20 protein-coding genes are annotated in these 21,628 nt (G+C 70.7%); 8 read left to right on the top strand and 12 right to left on the bottom strand.

Going from position 1 to position 21,628, the window contains the following annotated elements:
• On the top strand, positions 1-583 hold a 583-nt coding region (locus tag ABFS34_11020), incomplete at its 5' end, for a hypothetical protein (GenBank protein ID MEN8375970.1).
• Here ABFS34_11020 and ABFS34_11015 read toward each other — a convergent pair.
• A complete protein-coding gene (locus ABFS34_11015; protein MEN8375969.1) occupies positions 580-1,884 on the bottom strand; it encodes a Glu/Leu/Phe/Val dehydrogenase dimerization domain-containing protein in 1,305 nt (434 codons plus the stop codon). The genes ABFS34_11020 and ABFS34_11015 overlap by 4 nt on opposite strands.
• Positions 1,885-2,031: 147 nt before the next feature.
• Between ABFS34_11015 and lspA the strand changes: the two genes are divergently transcribed.
• The gene (gene lspA / locus ABFS34_11010; protein ID MEN8375968.1) at positions 2,032-2,631 is read left to right on the top strand and encodes a signal peptidase II; all 600 of its coding nucleotides are present in this window, start codon (positions 2,032-2,034) and stop codon (positions 2,629-2,631) included.
• On the top strand, positions 2,628-3,080 hold the full coding sequence (gene bcp, locus ABFS34_11005; protein ID MEN8375967.1) for a thioredoxin-dependent thiol peroxidase: 453 nt from the start codon (positions 2,628-2,630) through the stop codon (positions 3,078-3,080). The genes lspA and bcp overlap by 4 nt, the downstream gene beginning before the upstream one ends.
• 19 nt (positions 3,081-3,099) lie before the next feature.
• On the opposite strand, the gene ABFS34_11000 is transcribed toward bcp, so the two are convergent.
• Complete coding sequence (locus ABFS34_11000) at positions 3,100-4,170, bottom strand: dipeptide epimerase (GenBank protein ID MEN8375966.1); 1,071 nt, start codon at positions 4,168-4,170, stop codon at positions 3,100-3,102.
• 94 nt (positions 4,171-4,264) lie between these two features.
• On the opposite strand from ABFS34_11000, the gene ABFS34_10995 reads away from it, so the two are divergent.
• The gene (locus ABFS34_10995) at positions 4,265-5,182 is read left to right on the top strand and encodes an EamA family transporter (protein ID MEN8375965.1); all 918 of its coding nucleotides are present in this window, start codon (positions 4,265-4,267) and stop codon (positions 5,180-5,182) included.
• A 15-nt stretch (positions 5,183-5,197) separates the two neighbouring features.
• Here the strand turns inward: ABFS34_10995 and ABFS34_10990 are convergent, their stop codons facing one another.
• The 5 genes from ABFS34_10990 to ABFS34_10970 form a co-directional block, all read right to left on the bottom strand.
• Positions 5,198-5,389 (bottom strand): hypothetical protein, encoded by a 192-nt coding sequence (locus ABFS34_10990; GenBank protein MEN8375964.1) that lies wholly within the window; start codon positions 5,387-5,389, stop codon positions 5,198-5,200.
• Between the two features lie 95 nt (positions 5,390-5,484).
• Positions 5,485-6,492, bottom strand: coding sequence for an FAD binding domain-containing protein (locus tag ABFS34_10985; GenBank protein ID MEN8375963.1), 1,008 nt, complete (start codon positions 6,490-6,492; stop codon positions 5,485-5,487).
• Positions 6,493-6,502: 10 nt separating this feature from the next.
• Positions 6,503-7,063, bottom strand: coding sequence for a nitroreductase family protein (locus tag ABFS34_10980; protein MEN8375962.1), 561 nt, complete (start codon positions 7,061-7,063; stop codon positions 6,503-6,505).
• An 18-nt stretch (positions 7,064-7,081) separates the two neighbouring features.
• The gene (locus ABFS34_10975) at positions 7,082-9,496 is read right to left on the bottom strand and encodes a hypothetical protein (GenBank protein MEN8375961.1); all 2,415 of its coding nucleotides are present in this window, start codon (positions 9,494-9,496) and stop codon (positions 7,082-7,084) included.
• A gap of 2 nt (positions 9,497-9,498) precedes the next feature.
• Entirely contained in the window at positions 9,499-12,030 is a 2,532-nt protein-coding gene (locus ABFS34_10970; GenBank protein ID MEN8375960.1) for a molybdopterin cofactor-binding domain-containing protein, read from the bottom strand.
• 87 nt (positions 12,031-12,117) lie between these two features.
• On the opposite strand from ABFS34_10970, the gene ABFS34_10965 reads away from it, so the two are divergent.
• Positions 12,118-12,633 (top strand): DinB family protein, encoded by a 516-nt coding sequence (locus ABFS34_10965; GenBank protein ID MEN8375959.1) that lies wholly within the window; start codon positions 12,118-12,120, stop codon positions 12,631-12,633.
• A gap of 40 nt (positions 12,634-12,673) precedes the next feature.
• Here the strand turns inward: ABFS34_10965 and ABFS34_10960 are convergent, their stop codons facing one another.
• Together ABFS34_10960 and ABFS34_10955 are read right to left on the bottom strand one after the other, a co-directional pair.
• Positions 12,674-13,489: a LytTR family DNA-binding domain-containing protein gene (locus ABFS34_10960; protein MEN8375958.1), complete on the bottom strand. Its 816-nt coding sequence runs from the start codon at positions 13,487-13,489 to the stop codon at positions 12,674-12,676.
• Positions 13,486-14,547: a sensor histidine kinase gene (locus ABFS34_10955; GenBank protein MEN8375957.1), complete on the bottom strand. Its 1,062-nt coding sequence runs from the start codon at positions 14,545-14,547 to the stop codon at positions 13,486-13,488. The genes ABFS34_10960 and ABFS34_10955 overlap by 4 nt, the downstream gene beginning before the upstream one ends.
• A gap of 185 nt (positions 14,548-14,732) precedes the next feature.
• Here ABFS34_10955 and ABFS34_10950 point away from each other — a divergent pair, with 185 nt between their 5' ends.
• Entirely contained in the window at positions 14,733-14,927 is a 195-nt protein-coding gene (locus ABFS34_10950; GenBank protein ID MEN8375956.1) for a hypothetical protein, read from the top strand.
• 7 nt (positions 14,928-14,934) lie between these two features.
• Here ABFS34_10950 and ABFS34_10945 read toward each other — a convergent pair whose 3' ends face one another.
• A complete protein-coding gene (locus tag ABFS34_10945; protein ID MEN8375955.1) occupies positions 14,935-16,701 on the bottom strand; it encodes a hypothetical protein in 1,767 nt (588 codons plus the stop codon).
• Between the two features lie 55 nt (positions 16,702-16,756).
• Between ABFS34_10945 and ABFS34_10940 the strand changes: the two genes are divergently transcribed.
• Complete coding sequence (locus ABFS34_10940; GenBank protein ID MEN8375954.1) at positions 16,757-16,990, top strand: ribbon-helix-helix protein, CopG family; 234 nt, start codon at positions 16,757-16,759, stop codon at positions 16,988-16,990.
• Positions 16,991-17,425 (top strand): TA system VapC family ribonuclease toxin, encoded by a 435-nt coding sequence (locus ABFS34_10935; GenBank protein ID MEN8375953.1) that lies wholly within the window; start codon positions 16,991-16,993, stop codon positions 17,423-17,425. It begins immediately after the preceding gene.
• A gap of 8 nt (positions 17,426-17,433) precedes the next feature.
• On the opposite strand, the gene ABFS34_10930 is transcribed toward ABFS34_10935, so the two are convergent.
• Together ABFS34_10930 and ABFS34_10925 are read right to left on the bottom strand one after the other, a co-directional pair.
• The gene (locus ABFS34_10930) at positions 17,434-19,449 is read right to left on the bottom strand and encodes a hypothetical protein (protein ID MEN8375952.1); all 2,016 of its coding nucleotides are present in this window, start codon (positions 19,447-19,449) and stop codon (positions 17,434-17,436) included.
• A complete protein-coding gene (locus tag ABFS34_10925; protein MEN8375951.1) occupies positions 19,442-21,481 on the bottom strand; it encodes a hypothetical protein in 2,040 nt (679 codons plus the stop codon). Before ABFS34_10925 ends, ABFS34_10930 begins: the two co-directional genes overlap by 8 nt.
• Positions 21,482-21,628 lie beyond the last annotated feature (147 nt).

Raw genomic sequence — 21,628 nt, 5'->3', positions numbered from 1 at the left:
GAGCCGCGCGGAGGAGCGCGCCCGCAGGGCCGGCGATCGACAGGAGGACGGCGAAGCGCAGGGTCAGGAAGGCCAGCCGGGTCAGGATGGCCAGCCGGGTCAGGATGGCCAGCCGGGCCAGGCCGGTCAGCAGGGTGAGGGTGGCCAGCCGGGGCAGGGCGCTCCCGGAGGTCGCCAGACCGATCTGGCGCAGGGGGCCGCCGCCGGCGGCCCGGGGGCGATTCCTCCTGGCTTGGCACGCCAGTTCCAGCGCGAGGCCCAGCAGCGGCTGCGTGACGCCGAGGCGCTGCGGCGGCGCCTGCTCGATGAGGGCCGGGAGGAGGAGGCGCGCAACCTGGGCGAGGTCATCGAGGGCCTGCGAGCGCTCGCTTCCGGGGCGCCGTTCGAGGACGTGGATCACGCCGCTCGGCTGCAGGAGGAGATCGCGCTGGGCGCTCGTCGGCTGGAGTGGACGCTGCGCAAGCAGATCCTGGGCGAGGAGGCCGCTCGCTCGCTCATCACGGGTTCCGGCGAGGTCCCGGACGAGTATCGGGACCTGGTGGAAGAGTACTTCCGGGTGCTGTCGGGAGACCGCCGCCGCTAGCCGCGGGAGGGGCCGATCTGGAATCCGCGCAGCTCGGTGGCGGCGGCCACGCGACGAATCGCCAGCACGAAGGCCGCGGTGCGCAAGCTCACGTCCTTTGCCTCCGCCACCTCGCGCACGGTCCGGTAGGCACGCTCCAGGGTCGCGAGCAGTTCCTCATCCACGCGGTCGGCGTCCCACCGAAACTGCTGCAGGTTCTGCACCCACTCGAAGTACGAGACCGTGACCCCGCCCGCGTTGGCCAGGATGTCCGGCACGACCGTGACGCCGCGCTCGGCCAGGATCTCATCCGCGGCGGGGGTCACGGGCGCGTTGGCGCCCTCCACTATCAGCCGGGCGCGCACGGCGCCGGCGTTGCCGGCGTGAATCACGTGTCCCAGCGCCGCGGGCACGAGCACGTCCACGTCGAGCGCCAGCAGGTCGTCGTTGCCGATGGGCTCCACGCCCGGCGTCGCCACTACGCTCCCCGACGCCCGCGCGGCGTCGCCCGCCGCGACCACGTCCAAACCCTTGGGCGCGTAAGCGGCTCCTTCGACGTCGCTGACCGCCACCACGCGAGCCCCCATGTCGGCCAGGAAGCGCGCCGACCAGCTACCGACGTTGCCGAAGCCCTGGATCGCCACGGTAGCCCCATCCAGCTCCAGGCCCGCATCCTTCGCGGCGTGCGCGGTCACGACAGCCACTCCCCGCCCGGTCGCCGACTCGCGCCCCTCCGAGCCCCCCAGCGCGATGGGCTTGCCGGTGACGACGCCCGGGGTGAACCCGTGGAACTTGGAGTACTCGTCCACGATCCACGCCATGACCTGGGCGTTGGTGTTGACGTCGGGCGCGGGGATGTCCTGGTTGGGGCCGATGAACACCTGCAGACGGTCCACGAACGTCCTGGTGATGTTCTCCAGGTCGCGGCGCGTCATTTCGGGCGCGTGCGGATCGCAGGCGATGCCGCCCTTGGCCCCCCCGTACGGCAGGTCCACCACGGCCGTCTTCCAGGTCATCAGCGAGGCCAGCGCGCGCGCCTCGTCCAGGTCCATGTCGGGGTGGTAGCGCAGCCCACCCTTCATCGGTCCCCGGGCCAGGTTGTGCTGGACGCGGTAGCCGCGAAACGTGCGCAGGTCGCCCCGTTCGCAGATCACGGGGATCTCGACCATCACCTCGCGGTATGGGGTCTTGAGCGCGACGCGCATGGCCTCGGACAGACCCAGCAGATCGGCCGCGCGATCGAACTGGAAATTGACCGCTTCGAAGGGCGTGAGCCGCTCGCCCTCGGTGGAAGTGGCTGCAGACTGGCGGGGTTGCCGCATGAGTCGTCTTCCTGAAACGAGTACGGACGCGTCGGGCGGCCGGTTGACCGGATCGGGTCGCTCCGGTAACCTGGCCGACCGCTTCCCGCCGCCGCGCCCCGTGCCTGGGTGCGCGCCGCGGGCCCTACGGAATACCCACGCCGGTCGATGAACCGCAAGACGAAGATACTCTGGCTGCTGCTCCCCGCTATCGTCGCGGCCGACATCGCGACGAAGTGGTGGGCCCAGCAGGCGCTGCAGCGGGGAAGGTCGGTCTTCCTTCTGGAGCGGTGGCTCGGCGACGGCTTGCCGCTTACGCTCACCTACAACACGGGCGCGGCGTTCAGCATCAACGTGGGCGAGGCCTCGCGCTGGTTCTTCCTGGTGGTGTCCATCTTCGCGCTCGGCCTGATCGCGTGGATGTACGCGGAGGCCAAGGAGCGCGACACGCTGCGCCTGGGCGCGCTTGCGCTGGTCGCCGCGGGCGCGATCGGCAACCTGATAGACCGGGTGCGCTGGGACCGCGGGGTCGTTGACTTCATCGGTCCGGTGGACCTCGGCTTCATGCGCTGGCCGATCTTCAACGTGGCCGACTCGGCCGTGACCGTCGGCGCGATTCTGCTCGTGATCTCGCTCTACGCGGAGGATCGCACCCTCAAGAGGGCGGCGGCGGCAGTGCTGGAGGACGACGCAGGCTCGGCCACCGGCGGGGGCGAGCCCGCGCCCGGAGCCGTCGCGGAGGAATCCCTGGAAGGAGGCGGCGCGTGATCGACGCGGGAGACCTGGCCCCGGACTTCGTGCTGCCTTCGGATACCGATGGGGACGTGCGGCTGTCCGACCTGCGCGGCAAGACCGTCGTACTCTACTTCTACCCCAAGGACCTCACTTCCGGGTGTACGACCCAGGCGTGCGACCTGCGCGACAACCTCGGCCGTATCGAGGAGGGCAACGCCGTGGTCCTGGGCGTCAGCCCCGACCCGGTGTCATTGCACGCCAAGTTCCGCGCGAAGCACGACCTGAACTTTCCGCTGCTGGCCGATGAAGACCACGCAGTCGCCGAGGCGTACGGCGTGTGGAAGGAGAAGTCCATGTACGGGCGCAAGTACATGGGCATCGAGCGCAGCACCTTCATCATCGGCCCGGACGGCGTCATCGCCCACGCCTGGCGCAGGGTGAAGCCGAAGGAGCACGCCGAGAGGGTGATCGCGGCGATCTAGGGACTCGGCCGACCAACGCCTACTCCCGCTTTCGCACCCCCAGCCCCGGCTCGTCGTTGAAGCGCAGGCTGCCGTCCGCCTCGAGTCCGGGTCCCGTGAACGGGTCCTCCGCGAGCAAGGCGGCGCCGTCCAGGTCGCAGTAGTCCACCAGCGGCGCGACCTGCACTCCGGCCGCGATCCCCAGAGTGCTCTCAACCATGCACCCCAGCATGACGATCATGTCGTGCGAGCGCGCGACCTCCGCCATGCGCCTCGCCTCGGTCAGCGAGCCGCACTTGGCCAGCTTGATGTTGATCCCATCGACGTTGCCGGCGAGTCGCTCCACGTCGGCCGCGTTCAGGCAGCTCTCGTCGGCGACCAGGGGGACGCTCGACGCGCGGCGGAGGGGCAGCCAACTGTCCTCGTCGTCGGGGTGTAGCGGCTGCTCGATGACCGCCACGCGGTAGGCCTCCAGCATCGGCAGGCGGTCGATGGCGCCCTGGAGGGTCCACGCCGTGTTGGCGTCCACCAGCAGCGTGGCGTCTGGCCTGACATCGCGGATCGCGGCGAGCGACGCCTCGTCCGCGTCCGTCCCGACCTTCACCTTGATCACCGGGTAGCCGGCGGTCTCGGCGGCGCGCTCGCGCATGACGGCCGGCTCGTCCAGGCCGATCGTGTAGCTCGAGCGCGGCGCTGCGGCGGGGTCCAGGCCCCACGTGCGCCAGACCGGCGCGCCCGCGCGCTTGCCGAGCAGGTCGTGGAGGGCCGCGGACAGGCCCGCGCGCGCCATCGGCTGACCGGATAACGCCGCAGCGACAGCCTCCTCGATCGGCCCCGGCGGGATCGCCTCCGGGCCGCCGGCTTCGGCGCCGCCGCGTTCGCGGACCGCGGCCTCGACGACCAACCCCTCCACCTGCCGCAGGGCCGCGTGCGCGGTCTCCGCCGTCTCCCCGTAGTACGGCGTCGAGGTGGGCGCCTCGCCCCACCCCTGCACGCCGTCGCCGTCGATCAGCCGCACCCACACCGTGCGGCGCGTGGGCGGCGCCTGCATGCGGGCGATGTGGAAGGCGTGGCGGGTGCTGAGTTCCAGCGTTTCCAGCTCTATGCGCATGGGTTCGAATTCCGTGTCGATCCACCGGACATTACGGGTTGCGCCTTCCGCTAGCTTGGGGCGCCTTGTCCCAAACCTCCGCAATGTGAGGGCCGTGTCCGCAAAGTCCAACGCGCCGCCGCTGGCCGGGGTCCTGGCCGCGTTCGCGGCGGTCTACCTCATCTGGGGCAGCACGTACCTGGCGATCCGCTTCGCGATCGAGACGCTGCCCGGCTTCCTCATGGCGGGCGTCCGGTTCAGCATCGCGGGCGCGCTTCTGTTCGCCTGGACGCAGGCGCGTGGCGCAGCGCGGCCCACGGGCGCGCAGTGGAAGACCGCGGCGGTCATGGGTGCGCTGATGCTGCTCGGGGGCAACGGCGGCGTGGTATGGGCCACCGAGAAGGTCCCGTCGGGCATCGTGGCGCTCCTGGTCGCCACCGTGCCCCTCTGGATGGTGCTGCTGGACTGGGCGTACGGGACCGGCCCGCGGCCCAGCGCGCGCGTGGTGCTGGGCCTCGCGCTCGGGTTCGCCGGCGCGGTGCTGCTGGTGGGCCCGGACGCCGTCGGCGCCGCCGACCTGGTGGACCCGGTGCGCGGCCTGGTGGCGCTGGGCGCGAGCGTGTCCTGGGCCGCAGGGTCCATATACGCCAGGCGAGCGCCGCAGCCCAAGTCACCCCTGGTGGCCACCGCTGGGCAGATGATGCTCGGCGGGCTGTTCCTGCTGCTGCTGGGGCTCGGCACGGGCGAAGCGGCGGAGGTGAACCCCGCGGGCTTCTCCACGCTGTCGGTGGCGTCGCTGGGCTACCTGATCGTGTTCGGCGCGATCGTCGGCTACAGCGCATACGTCTGGCTGCTGCGTGTGTCCACCGCCGCGAGGGTGTCGACGTACGCTTACGTGAACCCGGTTGTGGCGGTGTTCCTGGGCTGGCTGCTGGCGAGCGAGCCGGTTACGCCGCGCGTGCTGCTCGCGGCGGCGATCATCGTGGCCGGTGTGGCGGTCATCACTAGCGAGCGCACGCGACCGACCAGGTAAGAGGCAGCCGCTCGCTCAGATCTCGCAGGCCATGTCCTGCCCGCAGCACATGGGCGACTTGATCTTGCCGTGCCCCTCCGGGCACTTGGAAACCGCGACCTCGGCGCCGGCCGCCGTGGTGATGACGTCGTGCTCGAGCTCCCGGCCGCAGGTGGCGCAGGTCATGTTCACGCCCATGCCGCATACGTCGCAGGTATAGGTGGCCATCCGCTTTTCTCTCCGTCGTAAGTCGTTCTTCGATTCGTAGTCGCGGGCCAGGCGGGGCCCGGTCGCTCCAAGCCTCGCTCGAGAGCGCCTAAAGCCTACACCGCCAGCGGTGCGGGTTCCAGGGCTTCGAGGGCGCGCCGCACGTGCACCGGCACCATCGCGCGGCGCCAGTCCGGATCCACGATGATGTTGGTCAGCGGGTGGCACTGCGCGAAAGCGCGCTCGGCCACCGCGTCCATCACGTCGTCGTCCAGCTCGTTGCCCACAGCGACCTTGTCGATCCCCGACAGCGCGCGCTGCCGCGCACCCAGCGCGCTCACGACGACGCGCAGATCCTCGACCGTGCCGTCCTCGGCGAACTCGCCCGCGGCGGCCACGCTCAGCAGCGGGAAGTCGATCGAGTTGCGCTGGCGCAGCTTGCGGTAGGCCATGCGCGTACGCGCGCCCGGTAGCGCGACGCGCACCTCGACCACCAGCTCGCCGGGCTCGCGCACGGTATTGGTGATGCCGTCCGCGATGAAGAAGTCGTCGATCGCCACGACGCGCTCCCCGCCGGCCGAGCGGAGTAGGACCGACGCCCCGAGCGTGGCGAGCACGGGTGGCGTGTCCGCCGACTGCGCCGCCACGCACTTCTTGCCGGTCTTCGTGACGTGGCACTCGTCGCCGTCCTTCTTGAGGCAGTAGCCCAGCGCGGTGCGCCAGAATTGGGTCTGGTTGTAGTAGGTGCAGCGGGTGTCCAGGCAGACGTTGCCGCCGATCGTACCGGCGTTGCGCAACTGCGGTCCGGCCACCTGCCCGGCGGCCTCGGCCAGCGACGGCAGCCAGCCGCGCACGTCGGCGTGCGCCGCGATCGCGGCCAGCGTTTCCCCCGCGCCGATGCGCAGGTAGGGCCCGCCCCCTGCCACGACCTCGATCCCCCTCATCGCGTCGATGCCCTTCAGCGCGACCAGATGCCCTGGCGTGAACAGCTTGTGCTTCATGTTCGGGACGAGGTCGGTGCCGCCGGCGATGGGCATGGCGTCGCCCGCGTGCTCGGCGAGCAGCGCGAGCGCCGCGTCGAGCTCGCGGGGGCGATGGTATCGGTAGGGCGGGAGCCGGAGCATCGCGCCTCGGTCAGTCGAGCCAGGTGGTTTTGGAGGCCGCGTCGGCGCGCGGCTTGGGATCGGGAGTATCGGCCGGCTCTCCGACGTACACCAGAGCGCACAGCCGCTCCCCCGGCTCCGCGCCGACGATCTTCTGAACACCCCAGTCTTCGAGCACCGCGCCGGTGCGAATGTGGGTGCCGAGACCCGTGGCCGTTGCCGCCAGCGCCAGGTTCTGGATGGCCATCCACACCGCCGCGAAGTCCTCCTCGCAGACGTGCGGGTCCTCGTCCACCGAGGAGAGGACGGCGACCACGGCCGGTACCCCCAACGTGGCGGCGATCACCTTCTCCTCGACCGCGGCGCGGACGGTGTCGGCAGCGGCCGCCCGGGCCTTCAACTCACCGCGCCGCCGCGCGTAGGCAACGCGAGCCCGGGGCCCCAGAAGCACGAACCTCCACGGCTGCGTCATGCGATGATTCGGCGCCATGATCGCCGCCCCGATCAGGCGCGCGAGCTCATCCCGCCCGACCTCGCGGTCGCTGAAGCGCTTGATGGAGCGGCGCTGACCGATGGCTTCGAAGAGGTCCATGGCGGGTGAGCGCTCGCGTCAGCCGCTCGGTTCCAGCAGCGCCGCGAGCTCGGCGCTGGCCTGCGCTGTCAGCTCGGTCTGGAAGCCGGGTTCGGGCCGGTCGCGGAGTGACAGGAAGTGGGTGTAGTACCGACGCGCGGTGTCGACGTCACCCCGCCGCGCCGCGAAGCGGGCGTGGGCCAGCACCGTTCCCGCGAACGCGGGCCCCGCATGCATCCGTTCGGCAGCCCGTCCCGCGCGCTCGTAGTCGCCCAACGTCTCGAACTCGAGCATGAGCACGAAGTTGGCCAGCGTGGTGAATCCGTCGGGAAGCGATCCGTTCAAGGCGAGCGAATCAAGGCGTTCGGCGGTCCGCTCGAGCGCGGCGGTGGTCCCGCTCTCGCGCAACAGCAGGACGTCCAGAGAGAGCAGACACAGTTCGGGAGCGCTTTCATCGGGTCCGGCTTCGGTTTCGAGAGCCGCGAACGCCGCCTCCAGCTCCTCGCTGGTCGCCTCCGCCCGCTCGGCCTGGCCCGAGGACGCCCACCACAGCGCCGCCAAGCAGCGCAGAAGAAGCGTGAACTCAGGAGCCTGTTCGGGAGGGACGCTGGCCACGAACGCTTCCAGGGCCTCCGCGGCCGCGTCGCCGCGAGCTGGGGCGACGGTTCCCACGGTCGCGTAGAACATGTCAGCCCCACCGCGAAACGCGGGTGGTACGGACCCGAGCAGGCGCTCTCGTCCCTCGGCCGGCCGGGCCCTGGCCACGTAGTATTCGTAGAGACCGAAGGGGTCTATGGCGCGGATTACAGACTCCTCGAGCCCGGCGACGGCGCGATCGGCCTCATTCAGACCCGTCCCGGTTCGCAAGACATGGAACGCAATCTGGAAGGCCTCGACCGGCCGAAAGTCGTCGAATCGCGCCTCCAGCGCGGCGAGCCACGCGGTGTCGCCCAACGCGATCGCGGCGATCCACTCGAGCCCCAGCGCGGAGCGATCCGCGTCGACGCGCTCGGCGAAGTAGACGTCCGCCAGCTCACGCGTCCGCGTCCGGTCACCGCTCTCCGCCGCGAGTTGCAGCAGATGGTTCATGGCGGGGGCGAAAGCGGGCTCGAGATCGAGGGCGCGCTCGAACATGCGCGCGGCCTCGTCGCGGGCGTCGGCGACGCCCAGCTCGCCCCCCCAATGGTAGTAGCGATCGCCCAGGTAGTACCACGCCTCCGGGTAGCGCGGCCACCGCTCGACGATGTCGCGCGCTGACTGCAGCTGCTCCACGGGCAGCCGGAGCTCGGGCCACTCCGGCCCGACCAGCGCCTCCACCAGAGCCCTGTCCGGCGGCGGCAGGAACTCGCGACCCTGCCACGCGACGCGCAAGCCGAGCTCGTACTCGGGGCCCTGACCCTCCCAGCCCCTGGCCCAGTAGAGCATGAGACCCGCGAGGGCGAAGGCGGTATCGGCCTCGAGAGAGCGGGCGAAAGCCTCGGAGGCGGCGAGAAACTCGCCTCCCCGATACGCCCGCATTCCGTCGAGCCAGGCGCGCACAGCCGGCATAGTGGTGCTCGAGAGGGCGGCCACTCGCGCGGGGTCGAATCCCGCCCATTCCGCGAGGAGTTCGCGGGCCAGGGCGTCCACCAGCGCCGGCAGGCTGTCCTGCGGACCGTCGACCTGGGCCCGCACCTCGGACTCCTCGCTCGCGTCCACCAACGTGGCGGTGATCGTCAGCCGCTGCCCGACGCCTACGACTTCACCCATGAGCAGGTTGCCCGCGCCGAGTTGGCGGGCCAGTGCCAACGCCTCATCTCGGGGCAGGCCGACGCCGCCGTCGGCGCGACGAGCCCTCAAGCCCGCCAGCACGGTCCTGGAGTCGAGCGCTCGCGGCCCCCCTTCTCCCGTGAGCTGCGCGGCGAGCAGGTCCAGCATGCCCTCCGAGAGGAATTCGATGTCCTGGCCCGTAGCGCGGAAAGGCAGCACGACGACGGCGTTCCGGTCTACCTCCGGGCGCGCGTCGCCGGCCGCCACGCCGAGGACCATGCTGACCGCGGTCGCGATCCCCAGCAGCGTGAATCCGCCCATGCCGCCCAGGACCGCGTTGCGCCAGGTGAAGAGTCCCGCCCGGCCTTCGGGGCTCCGCGGCGCTGCCGCGTCGGCCGCTACGGCGTCTGCGGTCGGAGTCGCTCCGGGGTCCGGCGAAGCGGCGTCGCCCGCGGTGGCGCGGCCGGCGACCGCCCGCCGGCTGGCCCCCACGCCCTCCTGCACGAACGCCGTCGCCAGCACGATCGGCAGGCCGATGACCAGCAGAATCAGCGCGAACGAGGGCACCCAGTCGGGCAGGCCCGCCGCCTCGCCGATCTCCCCGACGGCCTCGAACGCCATCCAGGAGCCGGCCAGGTAGATCGCCAGCACCTGCCACAGGGAACGGCGGTGGATCTCGTGGATGAGTCGCTTGAATCCGGTCATCGTCAGGTACTCGCCTCCGCTCCGCCGCGGGTCACGCCGGCAGGCGCCGCCTCCGGCGCCCTCCCCTCCCTGCACGCCTCCCAACGCGCCCGCGCCCCGTCACCTTCGTCCCGCAGCGCCGCCCACACCCGCGGCGGGCTGAACGGCATTTCATCCATGCGTACGCCGACCGCATCGAAGATGGCGTTGGCGATCGCCGGGATGGAGGGGTGCAGCGGGCCCTCGCCCGCCTCCTTGGCTCCGTAGGGGCCGTCCGGGTCGACGCTCTCCACGATCAGCGATTCGAACTCGGGGGTGTCCAGCGAGGTCGGGATGCGGTAATCCAGCAGCGATGGCGCGTCGTGCAACCCCGCCTTCCCCTCGTCGGCTCCCTTGAAGACCTGCTCCTCCATGATCGCCTCGGCGGCGCCCATGTAGGCCGAGCCCTCCATCTGGCCGGCCACCAGAACGGGGTTCAACGCGCGGCCGCAGTCGTGCGCGATCCAGATCTTCTCCACGTCAACCACGCCGGTCTCGGGGTCGACCGATACCTCGGCCACGTGCGCGGTGAACGAGTACGCGGGCGACGCGCCTATCGTCCCTCCCCGGTAGTCTCCGTGCACGCCCTGCTTGGGGGTGTTGTAGTGGCCCACCGAGCCCAGCGTGCCGAAGCGCGCCTCGCCCAGGTTGAAGGCTTCGGCGATCGGCATCTTGCGCTCCGTGTCACGCACGTCGAACGCCCACCCCCCGGCCAGCGCGACGCGTTTCCGCGGAAACGCGGGGCCCTCGCCCTCCCGGGTGTGGTCGGACTCGCCGCTCCAGCCCTCGCTCCACGCCTCGGCCACCGCCTGCACGACGCGCTCCCGGATCGCCCGAGCCGCCTGCACGCACGCGTTGCCCACCATGAACGTCTCGCGCGAGGAGTACGCCCCCAGATCGACCGGGACGAGGTCGGTGTCCGCCGACACGACGCGCACGTAGGAGATGGGCACGCCCAGCTCTTCGGCGACCACGTACGCCACCATGCTGTCGCTGCCCTGACCGATCTCCGACGCCCCGCTGAACACCGTTACGCGGCCGGAGCGCTCCACCTGCACCGACACCGCGGCCTGCGGCATGTCGTTGGGGTAGATCGGGTAGTTGGTGCCCGAGATGTAGCAGGAACCCGCCACGCCCACGCCGCGGCCGTACTCCATGCGCCTCCACCTCGCGCTCCAGTCGGAGGCGCGCTCCACCTCCGCCAGGCAGTCCAGAAAGCCGTTCGACTGGATGCGCAGCTCGTTCACGGTGCGCGTGTTGGCGCCCAGGAAGTTGCGCCGGCGCAGCTCGATCGGATCGATCCCCAGGGTTTCCGAGAGCTTGTCGAGCTGCACCTCGAAGGCGAACCGCGGCTGCACCGAGCCGTGCCCGCGCTTGGGTCCACACGGCGGCTTGTTGGTGTAGACGCGGGTCGAGTCGAACCGGTAAGCCGGGAAGTCATAGGGCGGCGGCAGGAGCTGCCCGGAATAGTAGGTCGTCACCAGGCCGAACGACGCGTAGGCGCCGCCGTCGATCAGCGTCTCGTTGTCGACCGCCTGGAGCTTGCCGTCGGCGCTCGCGCCCAGGCGGAAGCGCATGCGCATGGGGTGGCGGCCGCGGTGCGCGTAGAACACCTCCTCGCGGGTGTACAGGATCTTCACCGGGCGGCCCGTGATCTGCGACAGCTTGGCGACGCAGAACTCGAGGTCGAAGGGCTCGGATTTGCCGCCGAACGCGCCCCCCACCGCGGGCTGCACGACGCGCACGCGCGCCACGTCCAGCTCCAGCACGCGCGCGAGCTCGCGGTGCAGGTAGTGCGGCACCTGGGTGGCGGACCACACCGTCAGCTTGCCCGCCGGGTCGAAGTAGCCGATGGCGCAGTGCGGCTCGATGGGCGTATGCGTGGTGCCCTCGAAGTGGTAGTCGCCTTCGACGACCACCTCGGCGCCGTCCATGAGGTCGTCCACGTCGCCGAATTCCAGCCGGACGGTCTTCGTGATGTTGCCGTTGTGCCCCGGCTTCTTGGCGGCGTGGATGGGCTCCTTGTCGCCCGGCTCGAGCGCTTCCCGAGGGTCGAAGAACGGCTCCAGCGGCTCGTAAGCGATGTCGATCAACTCGAGCGCGGCGTTGGCGGTATCCTCGTCGTCGGCCGCCACCGCGGCCACGGCGTCGCCGATGAAGCGAACGCGGTCCACGCACAGCGCCGTTTCGTCGCGCGTCCACGGAATCACGCAGTAGGGCGTAGGCATGTCGGCGCCCGTGATCACGGCGTGCACGCCCGGGAGCGCCAGCGCCCGCGACGCGTCGATCGACGAGATGCGCGCGTGCGCCTCGGTGGACCGCAGGATCTTGGCGTGCAGCATGGCCGGAAGCGCGATGTCGTCCGTGTAGACCTTGCGGCCCGTGGCCTTGTCCAGGCCGTCTACCGTGCCGTGGCCACGCCCGATGACGGCGAACTCGCGCTCGATGATGGCGCGCAGCTCTTCCTCGGTCGCGGCGTCGCGAGCCTGGCGAGGCCTGAGTTCCTCTGGTCTCAAAAGGGCAGTCTCCGGTGCCGGCGGCGCGTTCCACGGTTAGTCTACGTGGACGGACAACGCGCTGCTACCGTGAAGATCGAGGCGTTCATGAGCCAAGCTCCCACAACCTTGCTCGAGGAAGCGCTGGAGGCGTGGGCGTACACCCGCAGCGGCGTCCTGGACGAGGCCGAGAACATCCCCGACGACGGCTACGACTGGCGACCCCACCCCGAGGCCAAGAGCGTGCGTGAGCTGCTGCTCCACGTCACCGAGGCGGGACTGATGATGGCCGGCGAGTTGGGACGCCCCGACGGCGACTTCAAGAGGCTTGCTTTCCAGCAGCTCATCGCCGAGCACGCGGCCGGCCTGCCGGTCGATGCGGGCCCGACGGCGTTGCGGAAGCTGCTTCAAGAGACGCTGGAGGACGGCCTGGGCAAGCTCCGCGCCGCGGGCGAGGTGGGAATACTCCAGACCGTCCGTCGCTTCGACGGCCAGTACGGCACCCGCCTGGCGTGGCTGCATCACGGCATCTCCCACGAGGAGTACCACCGGGGCCAACTGGCCACCTACGCCCGCTCGATGGGTCTCGTGCCCGCGCTGACTAAGCTGATCCACGGCGCCTGAGGGTGCCGCGACGGCGGGTTGGCCCGTGGCGCCAGCCGGCCTAGCGTAGTTCCAGCAGGCCTGCGCGGTACGCTCGGCCCAGCGGCACGCTGGCGCCGCCGTCCAGCCAGATCAACAGACGGCCGTTCCGATCGGGCCGGATTTCCTCGACTCGATCGAGGTTGACGATGGCGGAGCGGTGTGTGCGCACGAAGCGGTCGGGGTCGAGCCGGCGCTCCAGGTCCTTCATCGTCATGCGCGCGAGGTACCCGCCGCCGGCGACGTGCAGGCGCACGTAGTTACGCGCGGCTTCGAACCAGTCCACGTCGTCCACCCGCACCAGCCTGAAGCGCTTGCCGATGCGCACCGGGATGCGACGCAGGGAAGCGCCGCGGCCCCCGGCGTGCCCGTCGGCGTCCGGGTGACCGAGCATACGCAGGAGATCCTCGTTGCGGCCCTCGGCGGCCCGGCGCTGCAGGTCCGTGCGCACGCGGTCCAGCGTCGCCCGGAACCGGTCATCGGTGTAGGGCTTCAACAGATAGTCGAGCGCGTGGGTGTCGAAGGCCCGGAGCGCATGCTGGTCGTAGGCGGTGAGGAAGACGACCACCGGCGGTATGTCCTCCGGCTCCAACGCCGCGAGCACCTCGAAGCCGTCCAGCCCGGGCATCTGGATGTCGAGGAAGAGGACGTCGGGCTCGAGAGACCGGATCGACTTCACCGCGCTGTCCCCGTCTCCCGCCTCGCCGACGACCGCGAAGTCGGGTTCGGTCTCCAGGCGCAGCCGCACGCCCTCGCGGGCCGGCGGCTCGTCGTCCACGAGCAGCACCCGGATCGGCTCGCCCGCGCCCTCCGCGGGGGCGCTCGACGCTCGCTTCACCGGATCTCCTCGGTCGTCGCCGCGCTGAACGGCAGGGACACTCGCACCGCCATGCCGCCCCCGGGACGGCCGGTCAGCTCCAGAGCCTGATCGTCGCCGTACAGTTGCCTCATACGCTCCCTCGTGGCGCTGAGTCCGATGCCGTGCCCCTCGGTGGATCGCTCGGCCGCGGGGCCCGGGCCTTCGTCGGTCACCTCGATCTCCAACCTGCCGTTCGCCCGGAACGCGCGCACGCCGACCCGCCCTCCCCCCGGGCGCGCTTCGACGCCGTGTTTGACGGCGTTCTCGACCAGCGGCTGCAGGAGGAAAGGCGGCACCAGCGCCGCGGCGGCGTCGGCGTCCACCGACCGCTCCACGGTCAGCCGATCCGGGAAGCGCGCCTCCTGTATCGCCAGGTAGTCGTCCAGCAGCTCGAGCTCGCGGCGCAGCGGAATCTCGCGCTCCGAGGCGTCGTCCAGGGATGCCCTCAGCAGCCCACCGAGGCGCCCCAGCGCCTCGGACACGGCCGGATCGCCGCCGCGCAGGGACATGGTCGAGATGGCGTTCAACGTGTTGAACAGGAAATGCGGATTCAGTTGGGCGCGCAGAGCGTCGAGGCGCGCCTCGGTCAGGCTCGCCCGCAGCTCGGCCTCAGCGCGCGCTCTCTCGGCGACCTCACGGCGGAAGCGCAGCGCGTAGTAGCCGCCGACGATGGCGCCGTAGACCAGCAGGTCCAGCGCCAGGTAGAACGAGAGCTGAAAACGCACCGCGCCCGCCACGCTCAGGTCGGGCTCAGCGAGGGTCTGCAGCAGCGCCGATCCGCCCAGGTGTGCCGCAGCGAACGCGAACGCGCCCAGGGCGTGCATGAGCGCGGCGCCGGGGCGCACGCCGCGCTGGGGCGGGGGCCTGAACAGAGGCAGCCGGCGGGCGAACCAGGCGACCACCGGCACCAGCGCCGCGAGCAGCAGCCAGGTCAGCAGGATGGGGATGTACTGCACCGCCACGAGAGGCTGGCCGATCCCGACCTGCCACCAGCCGATCAACGCCGCCTCCAGCACTCCCAGGGCGAGGGCACCCACCAGAACGGGGATGAGTGGGAGACGTCCCCCCTCGCTCGTCCCCGCGGAAGGGCGCCGGTCCCCGGCGGATGTCGTTGGTCCCTCGGCTCGCAACAATACCCCCGACTTGGCGTTCAACGTCCTCGTGCAGCGTGCCTCTTCGCCGCCCTGAAGATACCACATGTACAGGCCATACGGAGGCATCCGTGCCGATTCGGAAACTGTCGCGGGCGCTCGGGTGGACGCTTCTGCTGGGAGCCGCCGCGCCGCCGCCCGCTCGCGTGGGACCGACCTACGACTCCGCGGACACGCGCGCGCTGGTGGAGGCCATGGTCGAGGCGCACGGGGGTATGGACGCTTGGCGAGCCGCGGCCGTGGATACGCTGGCGGCGGTTAGCTGAGGGCCGGCTAGCGGCGCTCGATCGGGTCGACCCCTGCGCGCCGCAGAATCGCCTCTAAGCGGGGGTCACCGCGGAGCGGGTCGAGCGCGGGCTCGACCCCCCAGAAGCGGCGAAAAGGGTCGGTTTCGGCCACCGCGTCCAGCCGCGCGAAGGCCGCCTCGACGTCGCCCGCGCGTGCCAGGACCCCAGCGGTCTGGGCGCCCGAGGTCAGCCAGGTCGCGCCCGGTCCCAGCCGCTCCAGCCAGAATCTGCGCGCGCGCCAGTAACCGGGCGGGCCACCCTCGGCGAGAGCGGCCAGCAGGTCGGCCTCGAGCTGCTCGCCCACCTGCTCGGGTTGCCGCTTGAGCACGACGGTGCGCCGGGCCGCGGTGGCCGCCCCATCGAGGTCTCCCGACAACTCGAGCGCGACCCAGATCAACTCCCACGTGAGCTCGTAGTCGGGGTCCAGCACGCGAGCAGCGTCGAGGGCCTCGAGCGCGGGCTCGAACCGTCCGGCCATGTAGTCGGGCCAGCCGATCTCGGCGGCGATCACGAGCGAGCGCGGATCGAAGCGGGCCGCTTCCAGCATGGACGCCCTGGCCTCCTCGAAGCGGCCCCTGGTCATCAGCCAGATGGCGTACCAATGGTGACCGGTGGCGTATCCCGGGCTCAGCGAGAGCCCACGGAGGAAGCCCGCTTCGACCTCCGCCGCGGGGCGCGCGCCTATCTGCATCATGGCGCGCGCGATGTGTGGGCCCGCCAGGCCCGGATCCAACTCCGACGCGCGGTCCGCCGCCTCCAGCCCCAGTGCGAACGACTCTGCCTCGGAAACGCGCGCGTAGGAAGCCACGATCACGTACGCGTCGGCCAGGCCCGCCCACGCGTCGGAGTAGGTCGAGTCCAGCTCCAGCGCCCGCTTGAAGTGGTCTATGGACGTGGCCACGTCTGGCCCGGTGCGCCGATTCCACGCCGCGCGCCCGCGCAGGTAGAAATCGTGCGCGTCGCCGCTGGCGGTCGGGCTGCGGGCCATGCGCGCCGTCTGATCGGCGGACACGCGCACGTCCAGCGCCGCGGCGACCTCCTGGGCGACCTCGGACTGGATGGCGAAGACGTCGGTCAGGTCCCGGTCGTAGCCCTCCGACCAGACCGACGCGCCGCTGACCGGATCGACCAGCGTGGCACGCACGCGCACGCGGTCACCCGAGCGCTGCACGTTGCCCTCGAGCACGTGTGCTACGCCCAGTTCCCGGGCTACCTCGGCGGGAGTGGCCCCCTTGAATGGCATCACCGACGATCGCGCGATCACCAGCAGGCCGTCGAGGCTGGCCAGATGCGCGATGATCTCCTCTGTCATGCCTTCCCCGAAGAACTCGACCTCGGGGTCGCCGCTGAGATTTCGGAAGGGCATCACGGCGATGCCCTCAAGATCATCAGCCCCGGTTGCCCCGGCGACGGCATTGCCGACGTCTGGTCGAGGCGTCGCTTCGTCGCCCGGCCCAATGATCGCCACGCCGACCGCGGCGATGACCAGCAACGCCACGAGCATGCCCAGCTCGACCGCGTTCGCTCCCTGCTGCCCCATTTCGCCGTGGAACCAGGCCAGCACGAGCGCCGCCAGGAACCCTACCGCAGCTATCACCGTCAGCGCCCGGACCACGAACGGCGGCCACGCGAACGTCGCCCCGAGGAAGTCGGCGATCTCCAGGATGAGCCAGGCGCCGGCCACGTAGACCGCACCCCACTGGACGATCTTGCGCTGGCGCAGGCGCGAGAAGAAGGATGTCGAGTCGGTCATTACGATGAAATCACCGACGTTGACCTATTTCCGTACCTGATATATGGTTTTCCATATGAAGACCACTCTTGTGATCGATGACGGCGTCATGCGCCGGCTCAAGGCCGAGGCGGCGCGCCGGAAGCGGACCATGTCCCAGTTGGTCGAGTCCGCGCTGCGCAGGTTCCTCGATTCCATCGATGCGCCTCCGCTGGACGAGTTGCCGGCGCTGCCATCCTTCGCGAGCGGCGGGGCGTTCGTGGACGTCTCCAACCGCGAGGCGCTCTACTCCACGATGGAAGAGCGCTGAGTGTTCGTCGTCGACACGAACATCCTCATCTACGCCGCGGACCGGGATTCCGAGCCGCACGAGCGCTGTCGCTCCCTGGTCGAGGCCTGGCGCGCCCAGGCGTCTGCCTGGTACCTGACCTGGGGCATCGCCTACGAGTTCATGCGGGTGACCACGCACCCCAGGGTGTTCCGCGCTCCCTGGTCGGTGGCCGACGCCTGGAGCTTCCTGGGCGCGCTGCTGCGTTCCCCCTCGCTGGGGGTGCTGATCCCGACCGACCGCCACGGCTCGGTACTCGGCGAAGTGATCGACGAGATGCCTTCCCTGCGCGGCAATCTCGTCCACGACGCTCGAACGGCGGTGCTGATGCGCGAGCACGGCGTGCGCACGGTCTACACGCGCGACGCGGACTTCCATCGATTCGGGTTCCTCGAGGTGGTGGACCCGACTGCTTAGGGGCACGCTCAAGGGATGCCCCCTTCGCGGACCAGCGCCTGGAAGCGGGGGTTGCCGCGCAGCCCATCCCACTCCGGCTCGGCGCGCAGGCTGGCGCGCGAGACGATCAGGCCCATGGGCTTGCGCATCAGGTCCTCGAGCAGGGCGATGGCCTCGGCCTCGTTGCCCAGGCGGGCGTGCACGCGGGCCAGGTCGTCGAGCCGCTGGCCGCCGCGCCAGGCCTCGCGCTCGTAGGGCATGAGCTCAAGGCCGCGCTCGGCGGTCTCGACGGCCTCTTCGGCGCGGCCCAGGCCCGCGTAGGCGCGACCGAGGGCGCTCCAGGCGCGCTCATCTCCGGGATTGTCTTCGAGCCACACCTCCAGACGCCTGACCGCGGCCCCGTACCGAACCCGGGCCGAATCGGCACGGCCGGCGAAGCGAAACGCGTCGGCCGCCACCAGGTCCGCAGGCAGGAACTGAGTCTGCGCGTCGAGCTGTACCCACGGCCTGTCGGCAGCCCCCAGAGCGTTGACGACGCCGTCGAAGTCCCTGTCCCAGAGAGCGTGCAACGCGGCGGCGGCTACCGCCTGGGATTCCGCGGCACCGGGATCGACGAGATACTCGGTCGCGAACTCGCGGTCCCCGCCGAACAGCCCGACGGCCACGTAGAAGGCCCTGAGCTCGGGGTTCAGCATCCCGATGTTCCTGAACGACTCCAGTCTAGCCCGCGCCTCGGGGAAGCGTCGGGCCAGCGCCAACGTGAGGGCGTGGTCGCCGAGAGCCTGCAGGTTGCGCGGATCCAGCCCGGCCGCTTCGCGGAATCGGTCGACCGCCTCGTCCATCCTGCCCTGCCGGCGCCGCACCGCGGCGAGCCCCATGACCGCGCGCGAGTTGCTCGGCTCGGTCTCCAGCGCCCGCTCGAACGCCACAACCGCGCGCTCGTAGTTGAGGTGGCCGTGGTATTCGTAGTTGCCGCGCGCCACGAGCACGTCGGCGTCCGCGAGCGCCAGCCGCTCGGCGACCTCCAGCGCGGCGCGCGCGGCCTCGAGGCGGGCGGGAGACCGGTCCTGGGGCCGCTCCTGCTGGAAATAGATGGCGGCGTGGATCACGCTCTCCAGCGCCCACGCCTCTGCGAAGTTCGGGTCCCGCGCGGTCGCCATTCGGGCCAGCGCTATCGCACCCTCCATCCCTTCCGAGAGCCCGAAGCCAATGTAGTGTTCGAGCGCCTCCGCGTAGCGCCTGAATGCCTCCTCATCGTCGGTCGTGGCCCGCGCCAGGTTCTCCCTGTCTTCGGGGGTCAGTTCGACCCGCAGCGCGCGCGCGACCTCCTCGGCGATCTCGCTCTGGATGGCGAACAGGTTCTGGATGCTCCACGGACGATCGAAGGTCTCCGACCACAGGTGCTCGTCTCTCGCGGCGTCGATGAGCTGGACGTTGATGCGCACCGCGTCGCCGGCCCGCTGCACGCCCCCCTCGATGATCGCGCCGACGCCCAGCTCGGCGGCGATATCCGGAATCGACTTGGTGGTCCCCCGGTACTCCTCGACCGAGGTGCGCGAAATCACGCGCAGCCCGTCCAGGGTCGAGAGGCGAGTGAGGAGGTCGTCGTGCACGCCGAGCGCGAGCGACGCGCTCTCCTGGTCGCTCTCGTTGGCATTGCGGAAGGGCAGCACGGCGATGCGCTGGGGGTCGAGGATGCCCGCGGCGGCTGCGCGCGGCGCTGTCCGGTCGCCGCCTTCCCCACCCCGCCGCACCAGCGTGATGCCGAGCCCCGCGATCACCAACAGCACCGCCAGGATCGTCAGCTCCAGGCCGGTGGCGCGCTGGCGGCCGCGCTCGCCGTGGTACCACGCCAGCACGAGGGTCGACACGAAGCCGATGATCAGGAGCACGTCCAGCACGCGCACGAGCACGCCGGGCCAGCCCCAGGAATCCGCGACGCCGGTCACGACCTCGCGGATCACCCACGCGCCCGCCAGGTACGCGAACGCCCACTGGACGAGCTTGCGCTCCTTCAGTCGGGTCCAGAGGGACGCCTCAGCCATTGTCGGCAAGCGTCCGGAAGCGCGGGTCGTCGCGGATCGGGTCCCAGATGGGGTCGACGCGCAACGTGGCGGGCGTGTGCCAGACGCCGCCCTCCAAGATGTCGGCCAGGATGTCCACGGCCCCATCGACGTCGCCCGCGAGCGCGTGCACTGCAGCCTGGTGGTACCTGACGTCGGGCAGGGTGAAGGCGTCGCCGGCGGCCTCCAGGGCGGCTACCGCGCGGTCGGCGTCGCGGATCGCCTGAGCCGCCTCCCCGCTGCGCGCACGGACGAGCGCGGAGGCCACCGGCAAAGACCCCTGGTAGGCCCAGATCTTGTCATACGATGCGTCCGCCTCGATCCACGCCCGCAGGGAGTCTCTTCGGGCGGCCTCCTCGGGAGCCAGGTCGAGCAGAGAGAGGCCCTCCAGGAGCGCGTACGCCCGGGCCGGATCCTCCAGCGAAGGGTCGACCAGCAGCGCCAGCAACTCCTCGCGGAACCTGGGTGCCAGGGCGCGGGCGGTGATCTCGTGGTAAGAGAGCGCGGTGGCCAAGGCGACGCCCTCCCCGGCGCGCCGGATCTCGGCCGCTGCGCGTTCGATGCCCTCCCCTTCCCTGAGCGCCAGCGCCGCGCGGAAGCCGTATACGCCTCCGAAGTCAGGGGCGATCGACTCGCTCAGCGCGAAGTAACGGCGAGCGCGATCGGCGTTGCCCAGCGCCAGGTGCGAGAGGCCCAGACTCGCCCAGACCAGCTCGAAATGCCGCGGGTCTCGTTCGAAAGCGGCCTCCCACGCCGCGAAGGCCTCGTCCCAGCGGCCCTGCCGGCGCAGCACCCAGCCGATGGGCGCGAGAATCTCCGGATCGCCTGGCCTGAGGCTTTCCGCACGCCGCAGGGCTGCGAGCGCGCCGTCGTAGTCGCGGTATCCGTAGTAGCTGATGTAAGCGCCCGCCAGGTGGGTCAGTGGATGCTCTGCGTCTCTTTCGCGGGCTCGCTCCACGGCGGCCTCGGCGAGCGCCAGCCGGTCGCGCAGCCCGAACTCCCACGACATCGTCGCCTCTGCGATGGCCAGGCGCGCCCAGGCGTCGACGTACCCCGGATCCTTCCGTGTCGCCGCCCGGAACGCCTCGGTGGCCCGGTCCACGTCTTCCAAAACGAGGCTGCGGCGGAAGAAAGCCATCCCGCGCTGGAAGTCGTCGTACGCTGCCAGGCTCTCGGTGGGCTGGGCCTCGACGATCTCCTCGCGCTGCTCGGGGCTCAGTTCCTCCGCGAGCGACGCGGCGATCTTGGCCGACAGCTCACTCTGGATCGCGAACACATCGCCCACCGTGAGATCCCGGTCGTAGTTCTCGGCCCAGAGATGGTCGTCCGTCTCGCCGTCGATGAGCTGCACGTTGAGGCGAACCCGGTCGCCGGCCCGCTGGACTCCACCCTCCAGCACGTGCCCGACCCCCAGCTCTGTGGCGATCTCCGGAATCGTCAGGTCCGTGTCCCTGTAGTCCTGCACCGACGTCCGCGAAATCACCCGAAAAAGTTCCAGCCGGGAAAGGTGGGTAAGCAGGTCGTCATGGAGGCCGTCCACGAACGGCAAGGCGGCGGGGTCCTGCGCCACGTTGGTGAACGGCAGCACCGCGATCGAGGCACGCTCGTCCGCGCCCGACGAACCCGCCGGAGATCGACCCGCCAGCCACCCTATGGTGAGACCGAGCACCAGCACCGCGCCCGCTCCGGCGGCTGCGCGCGGCGAGATCCAGGACTGGAATTCTGCGCCCGTGACGCCAGCCGCGGGCGGCCTACCCTCGGCCTCATCCGCGTGGGGGGTCCGATGCACGCCCCCATCCCTTACGTCGAACATCCACGCCATCATGAGGGCGAGCGGTAACCCCAGAATGGCGATCACGAGCAGAAGCGTGATCGTCCAGTCCGGAAGCTCCAGGCGCGGCACGATCAGGTCGGCCGCTTCTAGCAATGCGAACGCCGTCGCGCCGTACACCACCGCCACGCGCACGACTTTGCGGCGCTTGAGTTCGTCCAGGAACGAGGGGCGGTTGCTCATCGGCCGCTCACGAGGGGCCTCGGCGCCCTGACCAGAGCTGGGTCGTCCGCGGCGCAGCGCTCAGGAACCACCACCGAGCGGCCCCGCGGGATTGTCCGGACAGTCCTCCGTTTCCCGGGTGAAGATGATCGCGGCGATCTTCCAGCC

Source organism: Gemmatimonadota bacterium (assembly GCA_039715185.1).
Classification (GTDB): Bacteria; Gemmatimonadota; Gemmatimonadetes; order Longimicrobiales; family RSA9; genus DATHRK01.
The sequence above is the reverse complement of the archived record's forward strand: the minus strand, read 5'-3'. Positions and strand labels throughout refer to the sequence as shown.

What these genes read in the sequence shown, in the direction of transcription:
- ABFS34_11015 (MEN8375969.1), bottom strand. Translation starts at nt 1,884, where the DNA reads ATGCGGCAACCCCGCCAGTCTGCAGCCACTTCCACCGAGGGCGAGCGG.
- lspA (MEN8375968.1), top strand. Translation starts at nt 2,032, where the DNA reads ATGAACCGCAAGACGAAGATACTCTGGCTGCTGCTCCCCGCTATCGTC.
- ABFS34_11000 (MEN8375966.1), bottom strand. Translation starts at nt 4,170, where the DNA reads ATGCGCATAGAGCTGGAAACGCTGGAACTCAGCACCCGCCACGCCTTC.
- ABFS34_10990 (MEN8375964.1), bottom strand. Translation starts at nt 5,389, where the DNA reads ATGGCCACCTATACCTGCGACGTATGCGGCATGGGCGTGAACATGACC.
- ABFS34_10985 (MEN8375963.1), bottom strand. Translation starts at nt 6,492, where the DNA reads ATGCTCCGGCTCCCGCCCTACCGATACCATCGCCCCCGCGAGCTCGAC.
- ABFS34_10980 (MEN8375962.1), bottom strand. Translation starts at nt 7,063, where the DNA reads ATGGACCTCTTCGAAGCCATCGGTCAGCGCCGCTCCATCAAGCGCTTC.
- ABFS34_10975 (MEN8375961.1), bottom strand. Translation starts at nt 9,496, where the DNA reads ATGACCGGATTCAAGCGACTCATCCACGAGATCCACCGCCGTTCCCTG.
- ABFS34_10965 (MEN8375959.1), top strand. Translation starts at nt 12,118, where the DNA reads ATGAGCCAAGCTCCCACAACCTTGCTCGAGGAAGCGCTGGAGGCGTGG.
- ABFS34_10945 (MEN8375955.1), bottom strand. Translation starts at nt 16,701, where the DNA reads ATGACCGACTCGACATCCTTCTTCTCGCGCCTGCGCCAGCGCAAGATC.
- ABFS34_10940 (MEN8375954.1), top strand. Translation starts at nt 16,757, where the DNA reads ATGAAGACCACTCTTGTGATCGATGACGGCGTCATGCGCCGGCTCAAG.
- ABFS34_10930 (MEN8375952.1), bottom strand. Translation starts at nt 19,449, where the DNA reads ATGGCTGAGGCGTCCCTCTGGACCCGACTGAAGGAGCGCAAGCTCGTC.
- ABFS34_10925 (MEN8375951.1), bottom strand. Translation starts at nt 21,481, where the DNA reads ATGAGCAACCGCCCCTCGTTCCTGGACGAACTCAAGCGCCGCAAAGTC.